At 39.7% G+C, this 19,360-nt stretch carries 17 protein-coding genes; 11 read left to right on the plus strand and 6 right to left on the minus strand.

Features of this window, described 5'->3' with window-relative positions; all coding sequences use genetic code 11:
* Positions 1 to 357: 357 nt before the first annotated feature.
* The 4 genes from EXT43_RS10275 (at position 358) to EXT43_RS10290 (ending at position 6,319) form a co-directional block, all read left to right on the plus strand.
* Positions 358 to 1,500, plus strand: a complete 1,143-nt coding sequence (locus tag EXT43_RS10275; protein ID WP_130166895.1) for a Gfo/Idh/MocA family oxidoreductase — start codon at positions 358 to 360, stop codon at positions 1,498 to 1,500.
* A 19-nt stretch (positions 1,501 to 1,519) separates the two neighbouring features.
* Positions 1,520 to 3,295, plus strand: coding sequence for a sodium:solute symporter family protein (locus EXT43_RS10280; RefSeq protein WP_130166896.1), 1,776 nt, complete (start codon positions 1,520 to 1,522; stop codon positions 3,293 to 3,295).
* Between the two features lie 262 nt (positions 3,296 to 3,557).
* Positions 3,558 to 5,054 carry a hypothetical protein gene (locus tag EXT43_RS10285; protein ID WP_130166897.1) on the plus strand — a complete coding sequence of 499 codons (1,497 nt, stop codon included), beginning with the start codon at positions 3,558 to 3,560 and terminating at the stop codon, positions 5,052 to 5,054.
* Between the two features lie 263 nt (positions 5,055 to 5,317).
* The gene (locus tag EXT43_RS10290; protein WP_058585593.1) at positions 5,318 to 6,319 is read left to right on the plus strand and encodes a family 43 glycosylhydrolase; all 1,002 of its coding nucleotides are present in this window, start codon (positions 5,318 to 5,320) and stop codon (positions 6,317 to 6,319) included.
* A gap of 67 nt (positions 6,320 to 6,386) precedes the next feature.
* On the opposite strand, the gene EXT43_RS10295 is transcribed toward EXT43_RS10290, so the two are convergent.
* Positions 6,387 to 7,199, minus strand: a complete 813-nt coding sequence (locus tag EXT43_RS10295; RefSeq protein ID WP_240701488.1) for a DUF2306 domain-containing protein — start codon at positions 7,197 to 7,199, stop codon at positions 6,387 to 6,389.
* A 224-nt stretch (positions 7,200 to 7,423) separates the two neighbouring features.
* On the opposite strand from EXT43_RS10295, the gene EXT43_RS10300 reads away from it, so the two are divergent.
* Positions 7,424 to 8,560: a helix-turn-helix domain-containing protein gene (locus EXT43_RS10300; protein WP_240701489.1), complete on the plus strand. Its 1,137-nt coding sequence runs from the start codon at positions 7,424 to 7,426 to the stop codon at positions 8,558 to 8,560.
* Positions 8,561 to 8,563: 3 nt separating this feature from the next.
* On the opposite strand, the gene EXT43_RS10305 is transcribed toward EXT43_RS10300, so the two are convergent.
* Both EXT43_RS10305 and EXT43_RS10310 read right to left on the minus strand, forming a co-directional pair.
* Positions 8,564 to 10,291 carry a response regulator gene (locus tag EXT43_RS10305; RefSeq protein ID WP_062565012.1) on the minus strand — a complete coding sequence of 576 codons (1,728 nt, stop codon included), beginning with the start codon at positions 10,289 to 10,291 and terminating at the stop codon, positions 8,564 to 8,566.
* A 1-nt stretch (position 10,292) separates the two neighbouring features.
* On the minus strand, positions 10,293 to 10,832 hold the full coding sequence (locus tag EXT43_RS10310) for a heme NO-binding domain-containing protein (RefSeq protein WP_130166899.1): 540 nt from the start codon (positions 10,830 to 10,832) through the stop codon (positions 10,293 to 10,295).
* 192 nt (positions 10,833 to 11,024) lie between these two features.
* On the opposite strand from EXT43_RS10310, the gene EXT43_RS10315 reads away from it, so the two are divergent.
* Complete coding sequence (locus tag EXT43_RS10315) at positions 11,025 to 12,629, plus strand: diguanylate cyclase (protein ID WP_130166900.1); 1,605 nt, start codon at positions 11,025 to 11,027, stop codon at positions 12,627 to 12,629.
* 116 nt (positions 12,630 to 12,745) lie between these two features.
* Positions 12,746 to 14,332, plus strand: coding sequence for an RICIN domain-containing protein (locus EXT43_RS10320; RefSeq protein WP_130166901.1), 1,587 nt, complete (start codon positions 12,746 to 12,748; stop codon positions 14,330 to 14,332).
* Between the two features lie 57 nt (positions 14,333 to 14,389).
* Here the strand turns inward: EXT43_RS10320 and EXT43_RS10325 are convergent, their stop codons facing one another.
* Complete coding sequence (locus EXT43_RS10325) at positions 14,390 to 15,538, minus strand: hypothetical protein (RefSeq protein ID WP_063528806.1); 1,149 nt, start codon at positions 15,536 to 15,538, stop codon at positions 14,390 to 14,392.
* Positions 15,539 to 15,802: 264 nt separating this feature from the next.
* Between EXT43_RS10325 and EXT43_RS10330 the strand changes: the two genes are divergently transcribed.
* From EXT43_RS10330 to EXT43_RS10340, 3 genes are read left to right on the plus strand one after another with little or no spacing between them, the layout of a single operon-like run.
* Complete coding sequence (locus EXT43_RS10330) at positions 15,803 to 16,657, plus strand: alpha/beta fold hydrolase (RefSeq protein ID WP_240701490.1); 855 nt, start codon at positions 15,803 to 15,805, stop codon at positions 16,655 to 16,657.
* Positions 16,654 to 17,211, plus strand: coding sequence for a DUF2975 domain-containing protein (locus EXT43_RS10335; RefSeq protein WP_130166903.1), 558 nt, complete (start codon positions 16,654 to 16,656; stop codon positions 17,209 to 17,211). Before EXT43_RS10330 ends, EXT43_RS10335 begins: the two co-directional genes overlap by 4 nt.
* A complete protein-coding gene (locus EXT43_RS10340) occupies positions 17,211 to 17,417 on the plus strand; it encodes a helix-turn-helix transcriptional regulator (protein WP_054560721.1) in 207 nt (68 codons plus the stop codon). Before EXT43_RS10335 ends, EXT43_RS10340 begins: the two co-directional genes overlap by 1 nt.
* On the opposite strand, the gene EXT43_RS10345 is transcribed toward EXT43_RS10340, so the two are convergent.
* The gene (locus EXT43_RS10345; RefSeq protein ID WP_063528804.1) at positions 17,414 to 18,184 is read right to left on the minus strand and encodes an AraC family transcriptional regulator; all 771 of its coding nucleotides are present in this window, start codon (positions 18,182 to 18,184) and stop codon (positions 17,414 to 17,416) included. The genes EXT43_RS10340 and EXT43_RS10345 overlap by 4 nt on opposite strands.
* Before the next feature lie 156 nt (positions 18,185 to 18,340).
* Between EXT43_RS10345 and EXT43_RS10350 the strand changes: the two genes are divergently transcribed.
* Positions 18,341 to 18,589 carry a hypothetical protein gene (locus EXT43_RS10350; RefSeq protein WP_063528803.1) on the plus strand — a complete coding sequence of 83 codons (249 nt, stop codon included), beginning with the start codon at positions 18,341 to 18,343 and terminating at the stop codon, positions 18,587 to 18,589.
* Positions 18,590 to 18,633: 44 nt separating this feature from the next.
* Here EXT43_RS10350 and EXT43_RS10355 read toward each other — a convergent pair whose 3' ends face one another.
* Positions 18,634 to 19,284: a tellurite resistance TerB family protein gene (locus tag EXT43_RS10355; protein WP_063528802.1), complete on the minus strand. Its 651-nt coding sequence runs from the start codon at positions 19,282 to 19,284 to the stop codon at positions 18,634 to 18,636.
* Positions 19,285 to 19,360: the final 76 nt, after the last annotated feature.

Consider the following 19,360-nt stretch of genomic DNA (forward strand, 5'->3'; position numbering starts at 1 on the left):
AAATATCACCTGAATTTGGTAATAAAGTAGCTTGTATATCCCAACTGTTTTGTTTTGGTCAATAAAGGTTTTCTGATTTTTATTTGAAAATTAAGTAGTTGAATTTATTTTTGAACAATGATTCACGTAAAGTTTTTGTTATCAAAGTGAGTGAATATAGCGCCTCTCGATAATAAAGATTATTTAACGTACAGCTAACTAGAACCTTTATTAATTGAAGATTGTTTTGTATGTAAAACCCATGTTGAGCCGAATTTCATAAAAAAAATCCCATTCACAAAGCGCAGACAAGTGATTGACTGTTCAAGTGCAAGGTAACTAACTTGAGTTATTAATGTACCTTGTAGGAATAAAATTGTGAAAGTAGGAATTTGTGGTTTAGGCGACCGGTTAAGTTATGTTGCCAAAGTGATGCATGAGCTTATTCCAAATTTTGATTTGGTGGCTTATGCCGACCCTGAATCTGTAAAAGTTGAGTACATGCAGTCGCATGGTATCTCGATGCGCGCTTATGACGAACTTGCAGATATGTTGCAAAATGAGCAGCTTGATATGTTGATGATCGGCTCTCCAAATCATATGCATTTAGAGCACTTACGCCTTGGCATTGAAGCAGGATTACTCATTTTTGCAGAGAAACCTATTGTGATGTCTGAGCAGCAGACCTACGACGTGCTTGAGCTTATCGCTAAACATAATGCCTTCGATAAAATTTTAGTGGGTATGGTGCTTCGTTATGCGCCTTTGTATAAAGATTTGGTCGGAGCCTTATCATCTAAATTACTGGGTGAAATCACCAGTATTGAGGCATCAGAGCATATTCCGCCAGAGCATGGTGCGTTTTTTATGCGAGATTGGCGCAGACATCAGGGACTTTCGGGCGGCTTCTTATTAGAAAAATGCTGTCACGACTTAGATCTTTATCAGGGCATTGTGAAAAGTCGCCCAGCTAAACTTGCCAGTTTTGGCGGTCGAAGAACCTTCACGCCTGAGAACAAGCACTTAGGCAAGCATCCTGTCTATCATCAGCGCAAGTCACGCTGGAATGGCATAGATGAAGTGTTTGATAACGATTCTGAGCTGGTGGATCACCAAACCGCACTCATTCAATATGAAAATGGCATAAATCTGAGTTTTCATACTAACTTAAATGTACCGAACGATTACCGACACTTTAGTGTATTTGGCACACTCGGTATGGCTGAAGGTGACTTTGTGCGTAACTATTTCAAAGTGCATGACTGTATTACCTCAGGGGCATTGATTGATAAAACGTACTTACACGATGATTCAATTTCGATGCACTACGGCGCTGAAGAAGAAATGGCGGCAGATTGGATTGCCTTTTTTGAAAGGGGGACTCCTTTACCGGTATCCATTGTTGACGCTTTGCAAGCGGGGCTGACCGCCATCAAGTTAGATGAAGCTAGGCAAACAGGTTCGATTATCGATATGACAGAAACATGGAAAAAATTTGATAGCTACCTAAATAAAAATTAAAACACATCGGGGGATTCACATGGTCTTAATTGATTGGTTAATAGTTGCATTTTATGTAGTAGCAGCGGTTGTTATCGGGATGCTCTTTACAAAAAAGGCCAGTGAAAGTACGGCTGATTTTTTTGTCGCAGGGCGATCTTTACCTTGGTATATCGCGGGCACATCCATGGTGGCCACCACCTTTTCATCTGATACACCCTTGTTTGTAGCAGGGGCTGTGCGAGAGCAAGGCATTTACGCAAACTGGATTTGGTGGGTCAGTGTAATTGGCGTGATAATTTCGGTGTTCTTCTTTGCTAATTTATGGCGAAGATCAAAAGCACTGACCGAAATTGAGCTTATCTCACAGCGATATGATAAGAGTAAAGCCACTGATTTTTTAAGAATTTTTAAAGCTATTTTTGATGGCGTGTTTGTTAACTGCATTATCATCGCATCTGTTACTCTCGCTATGTCTAAAATCATTGTGGTGATTTTAGGCCTTTCGGCTGAGCCCTTGTTCGAAATCCCTCTGTTTGGCCCAATCACCGCGACTACGCTTATTTTGATTGTACTTGCTATTGCTGCTGTGGTGTATACCGCTATGTCTGGTTTATATGGCGTTGTATATACCGATTTAATCCAATTTGCCTTGGCAATAGTGGGTTCTGTGGTATTAGCTATTATTGTCTATGTCGACTTACAAGATCACGGTGGCATCGTTGCAGCGGTAGAGGCCTCTCCTGGGTTTAATAGCGATACACTAAAAATGATCCCCGACTTTGAATGGGATCTAAAAACCGCAACTTTTGTTATTTTAGTTTGTATTGGTTGGCTAAATTACGCGCCCGGGTTTGGTTTTTTCTTACAGCGCACACTTGCTGCTCGCAGTGAGAAAGATGCCATGTTGAGCTTATATTGGTTTGCTTTTTGCCATCTCGTGTTAAGAAGTTGGCCTTGGATTATCGTGGGTGTTGCCTCTTTGGCTTACTTTCCATCGTTGGTAGATGCAGAGCAATCATACCCAATGATGATAGATGAATTCTTACCAGTTGGTTTAAAAGGCATTATGGTCGCCTCTTTACTTGCTGCTTTTATGAGTACGCTCGATACTCAACTTAACTGGGGCTCGTCTTATTTAGTCAATGATGTTTATGAGCCTTACTTAGTTAAAGGCCGAGAAAAAGCACATTATATTAAGGCTGCTCGGATCAGCATGTTAGCCCTTACTTTGGTTGCTCTGATTGTAACGACTCAACTTGAAAGTATTCTAGGCGCTTATGAATATATTTCGGTAATCATCATTCCAATCTCTGTGGTACTTATCGCTCGCTGGTATTGGTGGCGAATAAATGCGTGGTCTGAAATTAGCGCGCTTATTACTGCCGTTATTGTCGGTAATGCGATGATGTACATATTACCCGATGAAGGCGAGGCTAAGTGGTTTGCCGTGCGCATGCTAGCAACCACGATGACAACCTTGGTTGTGTGCTTAGTTGTTACCTTAATGACCTCAAGTAAAACCCCAAGCCCAAAAACCATTGAGTTTTATAGTCGCTTAAAAATCCACGGCCGCGGCTGGAAAAAAGTCAGAGATTTAACAGGCATTGAACCAATCGCGGCGGGGATTAAAGATAACGCTATTGCTTGTGTTGCGAGTATTGCATTTATTTACTCGCTACTGCTCGGTATTGGTAATGCCTTATTTGAAGATTGGCAAACCTTTGGCTATTACTTAATTGTGATTGTGGCCTCTGGTTGGGTTGTAAAGCGTAAAATGCCGAAAGTGATAGCCTCATTAAGGCAAGAAGTATAACAATTTAAACTCCTAGTTGTGTCGCAAGCCATACGTTGTTTTTAAATAAGCATCGTATGGCTTTTTTATTAACATTTTTTAATTGGTAAATAAGAAAATTCATATTGATAAGAATATTTCATTTTTAAAATACCAATAATTTTAAAGCGTTAAATATGAAACGAATGAATGGCAGTTGCTTGTTTTTGTGTAATTTAATTGTTGCTCGTTTGTAAATTTAATAAGCTCGTTACATTCCTTATTTTCATGTGGTTTAGTTGCTATGAATAGTAAAATCCATAAAATCCTATCGGGTGTTGCCTTAGCAAGTAGTATTAATGTGGGTGCTGCAGAGTTACCTAAAGAAGTTAAATGGATGCAAGATGCCAAGTGGGGGATTAGTCATCACTATCTTGCTGGTGGCACTATGGATAATGCGTGGTACCAAATTACAGACTATAACGAGTGGAATAACTACGTTAATGGTTTTGATGTCAACGATTATGCTGATAAAGCCGCCAAGCTTGGTTATCGTTATGTAATTTTTACCATTACCCAAAACCGTGGTTACTTATCTACGACCAGTGATATTTACGATTTACACTCACCTGCATGTCCAAGTAAACAAATTGCACCGGGTTGTATCACACAAGTTAATTCTAATCAGGCTGATTATACGCCAACCCGTGACCTTGTTCTGGATATGGCGCTGGCGCTTAAAGCAAAAGGCATCAAGCTAATTGCATATCTACCTTCACACTTAGGTGATAGATGGACGGGCAAAAAAGTGAAAGCGCCATACCCAGATTGGTTTATAAATGGTTTTGTGAGTGAACGAGCCCAAACCTGGGGGGATAATATTGCCGGTTGGTGGTTCGATGGTTGGTATCAAGCAGATGAATCGCAGCAAGATCTTGCTGCAAATAATGCATACCCTGTGGCGGATCAGCTTGCGAAATCAGTGCGTAGTGGCAACCCGAATGCCGTGATTACTATTAGTGATGGTTTTGAGTACAGCTTTATTCCGAATGACCCACAAAGTAACTACACCCAAGGTGAGCATAATGAGCTACCGCCTATTCCAAAATCAGGTGAAGTAACCACGGCGCTCGGTACAAAAGTGCAATGGCATGGCTTTACGTATACCTCGCAAGAAGATCCATTATTTGGTGGCTGGGGGCAAGTTAAGCGCAGCTTAAAATACAGTAATAATGAGGTAGCAAACCGAGTAAAAGACATCGCAAGGGCTGGGGGTGTCACAACTTTAGATGTGGCTATTAATCCAAACGGTAGCTGGATAGTTGACCGCTTAGTGCAAATTCAAACGGTAGGAAACACGGTTGGTACAACATCTGACACCACTTATTCAGGCTTAGAGCTTGTAAACGATGATGATCCTCGAATTCAGTATAGCGAAAATGGCAACTGGGTGAGATCTGAGCAAACAAATACTGGCGAATATAAGCAAGATTTGCATATGACTACTGTCAATGGTGCGTCGTTTAGTTATGACTTTAGTGGTTCGAGTATTGTCTTTGCGACCTCAAAAGATATTAACCATGGTGACGTTGAGGTTTTCTTAGATGGTAAATCACAAGGCATATACTCTATTTTTGATGGTAACAACTACCGTCAAGTTCAAAGTATTGTGTTTGAAAAACATGATTTAGCAGCTGGAGCGCATACCTTAACGGTTAAAAAAGTATCGGGAGATGTTATGCCTGTTGATGTAGTGCTCTCGAAAAAAGCAAAGAAAATATATAAAGCCAAATCGCTCTAGCGATATCTAAATCAAGGGTGGATGGGGATCCCCCTTTTTATTCAAGCAAGTTTGAGGTTTATCTGAGAAGCCTTAAGCTTGCTGCTCCATATTAAACCTATTCCACGTAATGGTATTCCTTAACTTTCGCCAATAAAGCTTGGGCATCTTATAGCTTGTCCTTACATTTCTTTTCACTGTCTGTTAAAAATAATGTTATATTTGTGTTCTTACTCAAAAGTAATAAAATAATACAAATTAAAATTTAACGATCAGGTTTCAAGATGACATTACAAACAAATAGTCCGTTAGTAGAGCAGCGTGCCGATCCGTTTGTGCATAAGCACAGCGATGGTTTTTATTATTTTACAGGTTCTGTACCAACTTATGATCGCATTGAACTTCGTAAGTCTGCGACATTAGAGGGCTTAAAAGACGCTGAAACCTTTGATATTTGGTTTAAACATGACAGCGGCCCAATGAGCCGTCATATCTGGGCACCTGAAATTCATTACCTCGATGGCAAATGGTATATCTACTTTGCTGCCAGTGAAGAAGATGATATTTGGGCATTACGCCCGTATGTGCTTGAGTGTAAAGGTCAAGATCCGCTAAATGATGAGTGGGTTGAACTTGGCATGATGCAAGCGGCTGAGGGCGATGAAAAGTCGTTCACTGATTTTTCTTTAGATGCCACCATTTTTGAAAACAACGGTAAGCGTTACTTTTGCTGGGCAGAGAAAACCGGCGGTCAATTTGCTGCATCAAACCTGTATTTAGCGGAGATGGAATCTCCAATTAAGTTAAAAACAGCACAGTTTATGCTGACGACACCAGATTACGATTGGGAACGTGTCGACTTTTGGGTAAACGAAGGCCCGGCAGTACTTAAAAATAACGGTAAAATCTTCATTGCTTTCTCTGCAAGCGCAACAGGTGCATGTTACTGTATGGGCTATATGGAAGCCGATGAAAACAGCGATTTACTTGATCGTAATTCGTGGACTAAAACACGTATGCCTGTGCTTGAAACAAGTGTTGAAAAGAACATTTTTGGCCCAGGTCATAACTGTTTTACAGTAGCTGAAGATGGTGAAACACCACTGTGTATTTACCATGCTCGTGACTATGAGCACGCAGTTGGTGAACCAAGTGTGGTGCCAAAAACAGACACTCGTCCACTTGAAGAGATTGTAAAAGATCCGCTTTACGATCCAAACCGCCACGCTCGAGTTATGGAAGTGAAGTACGACGAAAATGGTCGTCCACTATTTGAACTGTATTAATTTTATAGTGACGTAAATTAAGTTCATAAAGCCACCAATTTAGGTGGCTTTATTGTATGAGAGTCAGTTAGCCAACAATCGCAGGGTACCAGTTTGCCAAAGTCACCCCAAATAAGCCGATTAAGAACACGATTGATATTAGCGTCATTAAACAGGCTGTGCCGATAGTGATAAACGTAATATTTGTACGAGCTGCATAGTGAACAAGCTCGGCTATTAAAAGTGGTACTAAGTAAGAGCAAAGGCTAACAGCAAGTACGGCAGGCCCAGTGAATGTGGCGGTATCGACGCCTAAGGTGCCAAATACTAAAAACCATGCAAATATCAGTAATCTAAAAAACAACACACCATTAGCAGCAAGATATAACCGTATAGCCCACCTTTGATGAGCGTTGAAGTTACGAACCCGTGCTGTTTTCACTGCAAATATACTTGATACAATAACCACTAAGCCGCCAAACATTGTCAGCGCATGCATCCAGGTATTACCAACGGTTCCCCTTACTATCATTAAATACATGCCAGCAAATGAAATACAGCAAGCTAAAACAACAAATACACGGCCATTGTAGCGGTGGAGGGCTCTGTGTTTTGCTCTCAATTTTTCAATGAGTTGTAAGCTTCCGCCAAGGATCATCACTACCGCAAATAATACATGCACTGCATACATGAAATTCCCTGTGGCATCATTAGCAACATAGGCGGTGCTATTAAGTCGGTTCCAACCTGATAGACCTGTAGTTAACCCTGTCATTCCATAACCAAGAATGAGGTAAATCACAAAGCAAGTTTGCGCCATTAGCAGGCTAATAAACCAAAGCTTTTTACTGTATTCGAGCGCTTTTAAAGGTGTGAGTTTGCTATCTTTGTTAAACATCATCAATTCCATTACATTTTTCTAATACCGCTAATATAAAGGGCTAGAGCAAGATTTCTTCTCAAATTCGAAATTTGATCAATGAAATATTGTGTTTACTTTTGAGAACTCACACAGGGTTTGACACATTCACTAACAAACTCTTTTTGCTATGTTGATTTTGAAAAAGTAAACTCATCTGATTGGTAAATAATTCATCAAACTCCCAATTTAAGGTATGTAGAGTTATGCAAAATACTTCCCCTTATTACGTGCTCGTTTTTGTTTGTATGGGGCTCATGCTGCTAAATGGTATGAAAAAAGAGAAGCAGCTTATTCATTATCTGTTTGCTGTATTTTGCGGTTCGCTTTGCATGGTTGGGGTGCAAAAAATCAGTGCACCAAGTATTGGTGTTTACAGTTATTTAATCGGCTTATTTACCTGCGCAACCTGTAATATGTCTTGGCTTATATCACGCACTTTGTTTCGTAAGCATAAGCCTATTTCTACGGTACATATTGCCGTGGCTGTTGCTATTGCGGGTTTAATTATGTTTAACCAAACTTGGCATTATTTGGTGAGTATTGATGTGCAAGTTTTCCCTGAGAGCCAATTCATGTGGCGTTTAAAGCAAGGTATGGCCGAAATAACGGTGTTGCTATCTTCAAGTATTCTGGTGTTGTCTTTTTGGGAAGCGTTACGGGGCTATAAAGAGAAATCACAAACGCAAAAGTTGCAGGCAAGTATTTTTGCTAGTTGCTACTTTTTAGCGGTATTTAATGCCAGCATACTGCCTAAGTTTTTATTCAGTGAAAGCGAATTTCAACAATTTGAGCCACTTATAATTACCTCATCTGCATTGTTGATTGTATTTGCAATGCAGCTAGTAATGTTTTTGCAAAACCGTGCCCACAGTAGCGTGCCTGAAGCTGTTGATAGTAAAGTGGTGAACTCTGAAAAGGTAGTGAAAGCTACCCATCAGGCTGAACAATCTGAAAATAAAGAGGTAGAGCCTGAGCTTATTACTGATATAGAAGCACTGATCAATAAGCAGGTTTATTTGCAAACTAATTTGAAAATTTCTGACTTTGCACAAGCATTAGCAGTACCTGAGTATAAGATTAGCCGCACTATTCGCCATCATTTTAAAGCATCTAATTTTAATTTATTTATTAATCAGTACCGAGTAAAGCATGCACAAGGGCTGCTACTTAAGGACGAAGCAAGTCATTGGAGCATTTTAAGTATTGCAATGGAAAGTGGTTTTTCTTCGCTTGCTACCTTTAACCGTGTTTTTAAAAGCATTGTTGGGGTTAACCCAAATGAGTTTCGTAAGCAGAACAACTCATTAGTTGAACAAAAAGTCTTAGAGCTTACTGACTAGAAGTTACAGTGGCTTTTGCGTTAAATGCTCAGCAATGACCTCAAACATGGTTTGCACTTCTATTGGCTTGGCTATATAGCCTTGCATTCCTGATTCTTTAGCTTTAGTTAGGTCGGCTTCCATGGTGTTGGCGGTCATGGCGATGATTGGAATATGGGCAAACTTTGATTGCTGTTTGATTTTATTCGCTGCGGTATAACCATCCATTCTTGGCATTTGGCAGTCCATCAAAATACAATCGAAAGTGCCTTTTTCTACAGCTTCAATCGCTGCTATGCCATCTTCGGCAATATCAACAATAAAGCCATTTGAGCGTAGTATTTGCGATGCAACTTGTTGGTTAAGCGGGTTGTCTTCAACTAGCAGTATTTTTGAGCCGGCGAGCTTTTTAAAGCATGTATTGTCGACTCTGGTCTCTTTTTTCGTAGCGATACCCATCACATGCTCGAGGGTTTTTAGTAAGTTTCCTTTAATAATTGGCTTTAATAATATTTCTTCAACGGTTTTATCAAGTGTACTTAGCGTGTCTTTAACTTCTTGGTTTTCAAAAGATGCGAGAATAATGGTTTTTTTAATATCGATAGAAAGCTGCTTTTTGAGGTTCTCTAAAATGTTATTTTGCTCACAGTTTAGTACGTGCCAGTCTAAAAAAATGAAGTCGTAATTATGGCTAATATCGACCTTAGATAGCTTTTCATCTAGGCAATTAATCGTCTGCACATTGATGTCTAATACTTTGAGCATGTCATGTAAAATAGTTTCAGGTTTGTCGCTTTGCTCAATAATAAGAGCACGTTTATGTTTAAAAATGTCTTTGTCGTGGCAGCTTTGCATAGCCGATAGCGCAAATGACACGTCAAAACTAAAGCAACTTCCTTTGTTTAATTGGCTTTTAACCTCAATATGCCCACCCATTAGTTCGATGATCTTTTTACTGATAACAAGACCAAGACCCGTACCACCAAACTTACGGGTTGTAGAAACATCAGCTTGAGAAAAGGGCTTGAACACACTATTAACTTGCTCTTGTGACATGCCAATACCTTGGTCAATCACCTGAAAATTAATACAAATAGAGGTATCGGTTTTTGACTCTCTTGTCATTTTTAGCGTGACATTTTGCTGGTTCGAAAATTTAATCGCATTGCTTAGTAAATTTAATAATACTTGATTGAGTCTAAGTGCATCACCGATTAAAAACTCGGGTATGTCATCGTCAATATCAAAAATGACTTCGATGTTATTTTTCTCAATTAAGCTGCTGGCTAAATTAGCTAGGTTAGCGAGAAAGTCATTTAAGTTAAAATCATTGTTTTCAAGTTCAAGCTTGTTGGCCTCTATTTTAGAAAAATCGAGAATGTCATTAATAATCCCAAGCAGTGATTTGGCCGACAGTTGGATTTTCTCGACGTAATCATATTGCTTGTCGGTTAATTCAGTATCGAGGGCGAGGTGTGCCATGCCTAAAATTGCATTCATAGGGGTGCGGATTTCGTGACTCATATTCGCTAAAAACATTGATTTAGCTTGGTTGGCGGCATCGGCCATCTCTTTTGCTTTATTCAAATCTTGGGTGCGAAGGATAACTTCTTTTTCTAGATTTTCGGCGGCATGTTTTAGCGTCATATTTGCTTCATATAACTCTAAAGACTTCTGTTCTAAAAGCGCTTCGGCTTGTTTTCGAGCCTGGCGCTCTCGTTCTATTCTACGTTTGTAGAGTTCTTCATCCACATTAAGCTTCTTTTGTTAGAGTAAAAGTGGCAGATTGATAGTTATCGTCAATCTCACTTTTAACGGTAATAACTTCATTGAAATGCTCACAGGCGCCTTCAATCAAGCCCTCAGCTAAACATGCAAATGGGTTACCTGATCGATAAAACATTTGCATTTCGCACTGACTAATTCGTTTTGTTTCAAAGCTTGGCAATTCTGCATCGTTGTAGAGCTTTTTGACCTCAATATGTACGTGTCGATCAATGGTATCAAGGAAATCAAAAGTATTTTCAACACTATCAAAGAAATGTGGATACAAAACAAAAAAGCGTTTTAACAAATGCTTACCGTAAGCATGAACCAGCTCATCAACGGGTTTGTTTATATGTTTACTCAAAGAGCTGACCAACAATAGCAGCTCTGTATTATCGTAATTGCCAACGCTAGTATAAGCGCCGTTTGAAGTAAGTAAGTTTTCTTCGATGATTTTGTCTGCAACTTCATAAGAAAACTCATTTTCGACCATTTCTAAAAACTCGGTAAAGACAATACCTTTCATACGATAGCCCAATAAATCTTCATACTAAAAGTTTAGATGTAAAGAGAGATATTACAATTTTTCACCGGTGAACTTTAGTATGGATAAGGTTTCAAATTTGCTGAAAAATTAAAGCCTAGCAAGCAAACTGGCCAAACAAGGTTATACTTTTTAGTACTAATGTATTTTTGATTCTGCTGGGTTTAATGTTTTATGGTGATTGGTACAAGGCTTAAAAAACGCTTATTACTTGCTTTTACTGCTGCGTGCTTTGCTATTTTATTAGCGCAAACAATCATCAGACACTTTTGGATATTGCCAACCTTTGAAGCAATGACAAAGCAAAACGATCGGATTGATATTCAGCGGGTGGAGTCACAGCTTCAGCAAGAGGTTGATGCCCTGTCAAAAATGGTCTTCGATAGCTCAGCTTGGGATACCATGTATAAAGCTGCACAGCAACGTGATACTCAGTGGTTCAATACTGACTATGTTATTGCAGATGCATTACAACGTTTAGACGTAAATGGTTGGTATTTATATGATACACAGGCAAATATTATCGGCGGTGGCAGTTTTAATAATGATTATAAGCCTTACTCACCAACGGTTTTAGAAAGCCCCAATTTGTTGATAAAAAACAATCTAATAATCTTATCTGACGATATAACCACTAGCCAATCTGAGTTAATCCATAAAGTCCGGTTTATTACTATAGATAAAACGCCTGCCGTGACGGTTGCTTACAATGTAACTAGGTCTGATGGCACAGGCGAATTTGTGGCTACGTTACTGCTTTGGAGCTTTATTGATGAAGGCTTTGTCGAAAATCTAACACCAGGGTTAGCAAATGATATTAGCTTTTATGGCACTGATGAAGCACCAAAATATAAGGAACATCTAATTAGGGTGTTTGGTGAAAAAAGGAGTGCACTCGAGACTACTCAATACAATCGGCGGCTTTACTTAGGAGTCAATGATCAAGCTGGAGACTTACTGTTTGTGCTATCTATCGCATCCCGTGAACGGACTTACGACCGAAGCTTGTTTGATAGCTCTCTAATTACCGGTTTATTGATTTCTGGTTCTGTGTTTATTTTGTTTTATTTATATATAAATCAACAGGTTTTAAGGCCACTCAGAAAGCTCTACATATTGGTAAATTCAGCAATCAGAAATAACGACTTTAGCGCTCGGGATGAGTATTTTGGCAATAACGAATTGCATCAGCTCGGGCGAGGTATGAATGAGTTGTTTAGTCTGATAGAAAATCAACGCGCAGAAATTTTAGAGCGCCACCAGAAGTTAAAACATATCAGTAATACCGACTCAATGACGACGCTTGCCAATCGTCGGGCATTGGATAAACATTTTGCAATGCTTGCCAGCGATACAGATTTAGCATCGCAGCCTATCTCAATGATTGTCGCCGATATCGATCATTTTAAACTCTACAATGACTACTATGGACATGATCAAGGTGACAAAGCGTTATGTGAAGTCGCCAATCTTCTTAAGGAAAATACCCAGCCAAGTAATCACTTTGTTGCCCGCTATGGCGGCGAAGAATTTGTAATTGTGCTCAGCAATACAGATAAGCAGGAGGCACTCAAAGTAGCTGAAACGCTACGAAACGCCGTTGCATCAGCTCACATAACTCATCAAGGCCGTGCAGACTTAAGCTATGTTACCTTATCGATAGGTGTTGCTAGTAAGGCTGCTAATGAGGCGTTTGATTCAGATAGCTTGTTTAAAATAGCAGATGACGCGCTTTATAAAGCGAAAAAGCAAGGTCGAAATTGCTGCGTTGCCGGATAGCTTTTAACATTCGTTTACATAAAATAAACATAAGTGGGTGTTTTTGGGTACGGATAAATTAAACTACCTCTTTAATAATGTAATTTTATATTACAAATATAATAAAGGAGATAGTCTTGAAGATTTTAAACCAAACTAAACTGTTAGCATTATGCCTACTAGCAGTTGCGTGTTTTGCTCAGAGTGCTGTTCATGCACAACAGTGTAGTGCTATGCCTGAATCTGGCACTGTATATTCCATTATTAATAGAGGCTCTGGCCTTGCACTTGATGTAAATACCAGTGATTCTAGCTCAGCCCCGAATATTATTAGCTACGAATACTGGGGTGGAAATAACCAAAAGTTTCAGCTTATTCAAGAAGCAGATGGCTATTGGATTATACGCTCTAAATTTAACAATAAAGTTCTTGATGTGTTGAACTCATCGCAATCAAATGGTGCAAATATAATTGCTTATGATGATTGGCAAGGGGCTAATCAACGTTGGTTGTTAAAAGCATCTTCATCGGGCGGCTTTAATATCGTCAATAAGTTAACTGGTAAATCTTTGACAGTTGCAGGCTCAAATAATACTGCAAATGTTTATCAAAATGATGATGCTGGGATCAGTTCACAAAGATGGTTTATTAATCCAGTAAATGGCGACTGTGGGACTACTGGAACCACTCCCAGTGACTTAATAGGCTTTGCATCTCAAGTAGGTCAAGATGGATTGAGCACAACGACCGGTGGTGGTAATAACACTGCCATCACAGTATATAGCTGTGATGATTTAAGTACTGCATTGAGCTCTGGCTCTGCTGCGGTTATTCAGGTCCCAGATAACACCGTGATTGATTGTCGAACCGCCAATAGAATGGTACCAGCTTGTCCACTTGATTGTGGTCAATGGGGAGATTACGGTAAGACGTGGTACAGAATTCCCGTTGGTAATCAAAGCTGTAGTGAGTTGGGAAGTAGCTCAAACTCAACCGTGAATGTTACCCGTAATGATAGACGTATCATTGTGCAATCAAATAAAACGCTGCAAGGGTTAGGTAAAAACTCGAAAATAATTGGTGCTAGCCTCGTTATTAGCAAGCAGCGAAATATTATTATTAAGAACATTATGCTTGAGGATATTAACCCTGCGCTTGTTGAAGCAGGTGATGCTATTTCAATAGATGATAGTAGTCATGTATGGGTTGATCACATGGCATTTAATAAAATCAGTGATGGATATATTGATGTAGACAATAGTCAAAACGTTACTTTAAGTTGGAATCGTTTTTATGGATATAACCCTCAAGTTTGCGCTAACCAGCATTGGTATACTCATTTATTCAGAAACTCTCAAATAACAGCGCATCACAATTTTTGGGATACAGCTGCAGGGCGAAACCCTAAAGTAGATGGCTATAACTCTCGTGTGCATATGTTTAATAATTACTGGAAGAACATTACTTATTTTTCAATTAGTGCGGGGAATGGCGCTGAGGTTTTAGTGGAAAATAATTACTTTGAAAATTCAGCGAAACCTCACTGGAATCAAGGCTCTGGTTATTTTAGTGCCTCAGGAAATGTTTACACTGGAAGTTCTGCAACTGATCAATATCGAGATAGAGGGGCAACAGTATTCGGTGATATTCAACTTTACCCATATCGATTAGATGATCCAAGTTCTTTGGGCAGTAAAGTGAATGGCGGAACAGGTCCACAATAAGTATCAATTGTGAATTGGAAAAAGCTCAGCTATTGCTTTATAGCTGAGCTTAACGCTTTATATTGCAACCAAGCTCTGCTCAAGCATTGCTTTAATTTGCTTAACAATTTTTGCTTCTGTTTCTGGCTCAAATTGTTGAATACGTGGGGTGTGAATATGCCCTGTAGGGATGTCTGAATTAAGCTCATCACGTAGGCGAATACTACGATACGAAATTTCATTTGATAAGTAGCCGCCGCCACCGCCTTTTACCGCAGTCGCACCTTCTAATTCTTTAAGTGATTTTGGCTCAAATGCTTTTTCAAGCGTAACGACTTTATGATTGTCGTTGATTGGGAATGGCCCTTTGGCTTTTTGCATCTGCTTAACAGGTAAGCTGAACGTTACAAATTCATTGCCCGGAAGAGGGCGGTCGTTAAGGCTCGAAATTTTCGGTGCTGTTGCTGTGCCGCCATACACAATATTGGCGTTATCGGGCGCCGTTACACTGCGGCGTTTACCCGGAAAGCGTTCAAGATCAAAGTCTTTGCTGCCCATACTGATAGTGGCAATCATATCGACATTGTTAAGTGCATAATATGGCGCAAGTAATGATTCGATAATACCTTGGTCAAAGTCTTCGTAGCGTACTGGCACCATCACCGTATTGATCTCGGCGCTAATGCCATTGTAATTAATCACTTGGCCATCAAGTAATAATGCCGCAACACCTGATGGGTTACTTTGATTAATATTTCTATCTAAAAGGAACGGATCAAAACCTGTAATTAAAATGCGTTTGTCGGTTTTTTTACTGTAATCAAGGTCGGTGCGGCCACGGCTGCCATTTTCGAGCATTGTTAATAACGCGGTTTGTTCGCTGTCGGTCATTGCAAACTGGGGTTTGCTGGTACGAATAATTTTGCTTGAAAGTAAACGAGCCCAATACAGCTCTCGGTCGTCGAAGCTGTTGGTTTTAATTATACGTGTTTTGGCATCGCGCCATAATTGTTTGGCGTAATCATCAATAAGGTCACTTGCTTGCTGATAACTAGCGGCAGCTTGCCACTGTTTTTCAAATTGGTTTACTTCATCAGAAAAAGCATTTAACACCTTTGGCATGGCTTTGCTGGCTTTTTCAATACGCAGTTCTTCAACGGTTAAATTGGCTGCAAATGCAGTAAATGACGTGGCAATTAAGCTGGTGGCAAGTAAAACTTTTTTCATGATTATCCTATTTAGTTACAGCACGTTTAGTAGGCTTGCGTTAACTATCCTATGGATAAATGCCAAGCGCAAATAAAATCGCTCAACACAGAATTTGAAAAATAATGAATTAACGGAGATAGCGCTTTTGATCAAAGTTATTTCTCAAAGGAAGGGCTTTTAATGTTCGATATTAAATAATTAATTATCGTTTTTCGATAATTTTAGTTTGTTTTTTAACTTATCTAGTGCCATAGTAGTTTTTTTACTAGAAGGATCGTGAAAATGAAATTTGGTTCTATTGCGGTGGTTTCGCTGATTGTGCTGTTATTAACTGGTTGTACGACAATTAAAGTTGAGGAGTCTCACTTTTTATATCCGGATAAAAAAATAACGATGCAGGATATACAAAGTGTTAATGCCACCGCCAAAACGCAGGAGGTAACTTTAACTACCGATGAGGGTACTAGACTTAAGGGTACCCTTATTAAAGTTGCAGATGCTCGTGCTACGGTAATTTACTTCGGTGGTAACCAGTTTCGCGTTAGTGCCGCAGGTGGGGAACCGGCAAAGCTACTTTTACCTTTTCAAGTTAATATTTTAATGATGGATCATCGTGGTTATGGGCTTAGTTCTGGAGTACCTAGCGTAGCTAATCTGCAAGCTGATGCATTACAGGTATTTGATTATGTAAAAGGCAGATCAGACCTAAATACTTTGCCTGTGGTGATCCATGGTCATTCTTTAGGAAGTATGATTGCCGGTTATCTTGCCAGTCAGCGTAACGTTGATGCTCTGGTACTCGAAGGGAGTGTGACAAATGTTGAACAGATGACAGCAGCACGAATTCCGTGGTTTGCTAAACCGTTTGTTAGTGTTGAGTTTAGTGAAGAGATTAAACAAGTCGATAATTTAAAAGCGTTACAAGTTTATCAAGCACCGCTATTAATAATTACCGGTGAAAAAGACACTCAAACTCCACCTGAGTTAGCTAAATCACTATATCAATATGCAAAATCTCAGCAAAAGCAGATTTACATTGCAAAAGGGAAGCACCATTCTAATGCGTTAACAGGTAAGCAGTTAGCGACTCATTATGAGCAACTTCTAAAACAAATAACACTGAGTAAATCGTCATGAAAAAAATTGTTTGGATGAGTTCGTTTATCCTAAGCCTGCTAATTTTTACGCTTATTAGCTTGTTAGTAACAAGCATTATTGTGCTTTTCAGTGACAGTAATGTTTTAAGTTTTACACAAAGTAATGGTGCGCATATGTGGATTGGTCTTGAAGTCAGCGGCTCTTGGCAAGGAGTAGCACAAACATTAAATGAGCATGGTTTTGATAGTGTTTTATGGCTTGGTCTTGTGCAATTGCTACCGTTTATTCTGATCAACATAATTTTGATTCGGTTATTTTTGCTTTACCGACGTGGATCCTTCTTCGCTATTGAAAATATACAATGTTTTAAATGGTTAGGTGGCGTATTATTGGCGCAATTTGCACTAGTTATGTGCTACCCGTCACTACTTATAACTCTTCTTAACTTGGCAACAGGATCAGATATCGGAAGGGTCGTGGCTATACAAGATACTGACATTATAGGCTTAGTGATGGGATTAATTATTTATGTTATTGGTTGGATCATGGGTCAAGCGCAGCAGCTACAAAAAGAGCAAGAGTTAGTGATTTAATGGCGATTATTATTGATTTAGATGTAGTGTTAGCTAAGCGAAAAATGAAGTCTGCAGAATTAGCTGAAGCGATAGGTATTACGCCACAAAACTTATCAGTTCTTAGAGCTGGACGAGCTAAAGCTGTGCGCTTTACGACCTTAGATGCAATTTGTAAGCACTTAGGCTGTCAGCCTGGTGATATTCTGCGTTTTGAGGATGACTAACGAAAAATAAGCTTTGTTTGTTTAGTTTGAGAGTCTTTTAATAGCTTGCGGTATTTTGCTGGGGTGATGTGCATTATTGCTTTGAATTCTTTAATTAAATGAGGCTGATCGGTAAAGCCACATTCAAGTGCAATGTCTGCAAAACTCATTTCAGGGTTATCTTTAATTGCTTGTTTAGCAAGTTTTACTCGGTAGATACGCTCAAAATACTTAGGGGTAACGCCGCATTGATCCTTAACTTGCCTTTCGAGCTGGCGTTGACTGAGTGGGGCTAGTTGGTAAGCAGTCTCGAGTGGTGTGAACTCAATAAGGTTACGGATTAGGTGCTTTGAGTGTCTGTTACTGTGGTTAATGTTTTTATTATCAGTAAAGTGGCGGCTAATAAGTGCAACAAACGCGGCTAAGCTGGCTTTATTTTGCAGATGGTCGGCAATTTCACATAGGGACTGTTCTGCAAGGAGTGGGTGAGCATTTCGCTTTAGTTCAGACAATACCGTTGGGTTAAAACGAATACCACAAAACTGTGCATCGTGTGAAAATGTGACTTTAGATGCTTGAGTCGATGTTTCTTGCACTGCATAAGGGGCAGCAAGCGGCTTGTCATCAAGTAAAACTTCACCAGCAACAGGAAACACAAGCCCTGTGGCACCATCGCAGGCAAGCCATTGCTCTCCTTGAGAGTGCGCTGTGGCATACCAAATAGCTTGTATGCTATCGGCAAGATTGCCCTTTGGGGTCATTAATTCGAGCGTTAAATGGTTACTCATTAAACTTCACTGCCTCTATCGATAGCGAAAGTATCATCAATTGAATAGCGTTGTGTCAATTTTTAGTCCAAAAGTAAGCTACTTTAAGGGCTGTTATTCGCACCCTGTTTTTAATCCTGCTATGCTACGCCCATTAGCAATCACTGAGTATTTGAGATGATTAACGATAACGATGTAATTGAAACCTTAGACGAGTTAGAAACATTTTTACGCCTAGTTGAAACTGGCGGTTTAGGGCTTGAGAATGTAACAGGTGTTGCTCTTGCAACCAATAATAGTGATGGCCGCCCATTTATTGCGGTACTTGATGATAAACATCAACTTTTACTTGGCCGTTACGTGACAACTGAAGTGTATGAAAACGGTAAAGATATGGTACGTTACGGCACTAAAAAACCGCATTAATCATTACTGGTTACGAGTTAAAGTGGGGCGAAGACGCCCCATTTTTATTGGTGTTCGGCAAGCTCTCTGTGAATGCTCATTACCAGTTCACTAGGAATGCATAATTGGTTAGCGAGCGTGTCTAAGTAGTGTTTAGAGATTGCTTGTTTTAAATCAATTGCGCTGGCACTAGCTGCATATACTTCAATGCCCATTTGTGCGTTAGGCACAGCGGCAACTAACTCTGATAGTTGCATTGGTTTTCTTAGCTCATCAAACAGCATGGCCTTTTCTTGCACAGACAATTGCATTGTTTCTACTTGTGCGAAGATTTTTTGTCTTTCTGTTTCATCAATGTGGCCATCTGCATAGGCGGCTGCAATCATAGCGCGCATCAGTAATAATTGCCCATCACTGTGATTATCGTCGATGACATCATTAAATGACTGCTCGGGCAGCGTGGCTGGGGTAAAATCAAAACCACGAGAACTAGTTTGCTGAACTGGAGCCGCTTTTTGTTCTGAGTATTGTTTATAGGCTTTCCAAGCAAGGCCACCGACAGCAGCAAGCGCACCATATTTTACGGCTTTTTTACTGCTCTTTTTACTTTTTCCGCCCATTAAGCTCGTTAGTCCGCCGCCAGCAACGCCTCCTAAAAAACCACTCAGCGCACCTGATTTATTTAAATTACCCACTAACTTTTGTAAGTCTTTCATTGTTCTCTCCTTGCAGTTATGTGCCCAGACTAGGTGATTTAAAATGAAAAGGAAACGAGATAAATGTTACAAAACA

The organism is Pseudoalteromonas sp. CO109Y, from assembly GCF_004208935.1.
Classification (GTDB): Bacteria; Pseudomonadota; Gammaproteobacteria; order Enterobacterales; family Alteromonadaceae; genus Pseudoalteromonas; species Pseudoalteromonas shioyasakiensis.